The 3,206-nt window shown below is 72.2% G+C and carries 1 protein-coding gene and 1 pseudogene; both read left to right on the forward strand.

All coding sequences use genetic code 11. From position 1 onward, the window contains the following. On the forward strand, positions 1–2,733 hold a 2,733-nt coding region (gene gcvP, locus D471_RS0103885; protein ID WP_017597414.1), incomplete at its 5' end, for an aminomethyl-transferring glycine dehydrogenase. Positions 2,734–2,976: 243 nt separating this feature from the next. After that, positions 2,977–3,206 (forward strand): annotated as a pseudogene (locus tag D471_RS0103890) (tetratricopeptide repeat protein); the annotation flags it as partial.

A 3,206-nucleotide genomic window follows, 5' to 3' on the forward strand; every position in this document is an offset into this window, starting at 1 on the left:
GGTCCGGGTCGCAGCGCGCCGCTCGACCTGCCCGAGGCGCTCGGTGAGGCCGAGGCCCTCGCCGAGCTGCGCGACCTGGCCGACCGCAACCAGGTGCGCACCTCGCTGATCGGCCTGGGGTACTACGACACCGTCACGCCGCCGGTCATCCTGCGCAACATCATGGAGAACCCGGCCTGGTACACGGCCTACACGCCCTACCAGCCCGAGATCTCCCAGGGCCGCCTGGAGGCCCTGCTCAACTTCCAGACCATGGTCTGCGACCTGACCGGCCTGCCCGTTTCCGGCGCCTCCCTGCTGGACGAGGCCACGGCCGCCGCCGAGGCCATGACGCTGGCCCGGCGCGCCTCCAAGAGCAAGGCGGACGTCTTCGTCGTCGACTCCGACGTCTTCCCCCAGACCCTCGACGTGCTGCGCACCCGCGCCGAGCCCCTGGGCATCGAGGTCGTCGTCGCCGACCTGTCCCGGGGCCTGCCCGACGGTGACGCCTTCGGCGTCCTGGTGCAGTACCCGGCCGCCAGCGGTGTCGTGCGCGACCCGGGCGAGATCGTCGCCGCCGCCCACGAGCGGGGCGCACTCGCGGTCGTGGCGGCCGACATCCTCGCGCTCACCCTGCTGCGCAGCCCCGGTGACCTGGGCGCCGACATCGCGGTGGGTTCCACCCAGCGCTTCGGCGTCCCCCTCGGCTTCGGCGGTCCGCACGCCGGGTACATGGCGGTCGGTGAGAAGCTGCGCCGCCAGCTGCCCGGCCGCCTGGTCGGTGTCTCGGTGGACGAGTCGGGCCGCCCCGCCTACCGACTCGCACTCCAGACCCGCGAGCAGCACATCCGGCGGGAGAAGGCCACGAGCAACATCTGCACCGCCCAGGTGCTGCTCGCCGTCATGGCCGGGATGTACGCCGTCTACCACGGGCCCGACGGTCTGCGCGCCATCGCCCGCCAGGTGCACACCCGCGCCGCCGCGCTCGCCGACGGCCTCACCGAGCGCGGCTTCGAGGTCGTGCACGGCGCCTTCTTCGACACCCTGCGCGTGCGCGTGCCCAGCTCCGCCGCCGTCGTCGAGCGCGCCCTGGAGGCCGGGTACAACCTCCTGGCCGTCGACCAGACCACGGTCGGCGTCTCGGTGGACGAGACCACCACCCCGGCCGACCTGGAAAGGGTGTTGGAAGCCTTCGGCGAGTTCGAGCGCGGCTCCTCCCGCGCCGGGCTGGCCGTCGACGAGAGCGCCGACCGGGTGCCCTCCGACCTGCGCCGGGGGGTGGACTACCTCACCCACCAGGTGTTCAACACCCACCGCAGCGAGACCTCCCTGCTGCGCTACATGCGCCGCCTGTCCGACCGCGACCTGGCTCTGGACCGCACGATGATCCCGCTGGGCTCGTGCACCATGAAGCTCAACGCCACCGCCGAGATGGAGGCCGTCACCTGGCCCGAGTTCGCGCGCCTACACCCCTTCGCGCCGCTGGACCAGGCGTCGGGCAGTGTGGCGCTGGTCCGCGACCTGGAGGCCTGGCTGGCCGAGGTGACCGGCTACGACGCGGTCTCCCTCCAGCCCAACGCCGGGTCCCAGGGTGAGCTCGCCGGTCTGCTGGCGATCCGCGGCTACCACCGCTCCCGGGGCGAGGCCCACCGCGACGTGTGCCTCATCCCCAGCTCCGCGCACGGCACCAACGCCGCCAGCGCCGTCATGGCCGGGATGCGTGTGGCCGTCGTGACCTGCGACTCCCATGGCAACATCGACCTGGACGACCTGCGCGCCAAGACCGAGAAGCACGCCGAGGACCTGGCGGCCATCATGGTCACCTACCCCTCCACCCACGGCGTGTACGAGGACACCGTCACCGAGGTGTGCCGCCTGGTCCACGAGGCGGGCGGCCAGGTGTACGTGGACGGGGCCAACCTCAACGCGCTGCTGGGCTGGGCCAAGCCCGGTGAGTTCGGGGCCGACGTCAGCCACCTGAACCTGCACAAGACCTTCTGCATCCCGCACGGCGGCGGCGGTCCCGGCGTCGGTCCGGTCGCGGTCCGCTCCCACCTGGCCGGTTTCCTGCCCAACCACCCGGGACAGCCCGAGGCGGGGCCGCACACGGGGGTGGGCCCGGTCTCGGCCGCGCCGTTCGGGTCGGCGGGCATCCTGCCGATCTCCTGGGCCTACATCAGGATGATGGGGGAGGACGGTCTGCGCGCGGCCACCGAGACCGCGGTGCTGTCGGCGAACTACCTGGCCAAGCGCCTGGAGTCGCATTACCCGGTGCTCTACACCGGTGCCAACGGCCTGGTGGCGCACGAGTGCATCATCGACATCCGCCCGCTCCAGAGGACCAGCGGGATCAGCAACGAGGACGTCGCCAAGCGGCTCATGGACTACGGGTTCCACGCGCCGACGATGTCGTTCCCGGTGGCGGGCACCCTGATGGTGGAGCCCACCGAGAGCGAGAACCTCGCCGAGCTGGAGCGGTTCGTCGAGGCGATGATCGCCATCCGCGGGGAGATCGACCGCGTGGCTTCGGGGGAGTGGGGCGCCGATGACAACCCGCTGCGGGGCGCCCCGCACACAGCCGAGGCGTTGACCGCCGACACGTGGGAGCGCGGCTACAGCCGGTCGGAGGCGGCCTACCCGCTGCCGTCGCTGCGCCAGGACAAGTACTGGCCGCCGGTCGGTCGGATCGACCAGGCCTACGGCGACCGCAACCTGGTCTGCTCCTGCCCGCCGCCGGAGGCGTTTGAGCTCTGATCCGGGCCCGAGCCAGGGGGCGCCGACTCCGCGTCGGCGCCCTTTTTCGGACATGTCGGAAATCTACGCCGTAAAGGTGGCGCCCAGTGGTGCCACGCGAAAAGAGGAGAAGCTCGAAACCCCGGCCGCTCCGGCGTTCGGTTCCGTCCGAGCCGCCCATCCCGCGCGTTACAGTGGCGGCGACACCGATGGTGCCCACCCCGCCGAGTGACCACCGACGCCCCCATGGAAAGCGGACCCCGCATGACCACCACGTCCGGTTCCCCCGCACACCCCGGTCCCGACGAACCCCCGGTGGACGGCCCCCGGCCGCAGGACCCTCTCGCCGTCGACCCGGCCGACGCCCAGACGACGGACGCCCCCTCCGCGCACGACGCCCCAGGCCTGTGCGAGCAGGCCCGAGACCTCGCGGAGAACGGTCACCTCAAACAGGCCGCCAAGCTCTACCAACAGGCCGTGGCCGCCAATCCGCC

Origin of the sequence: Nocardiopsis lucentensis DSM 44048 (assembly GCF_000341125.1) — a bacterium.
GTDB lineage: Bacteria > Actinomycetota > Actinomycetes > Streptosporangiales > Streptosporangiaceae > Nocardiopsis > Nocardiopsis lucentensis.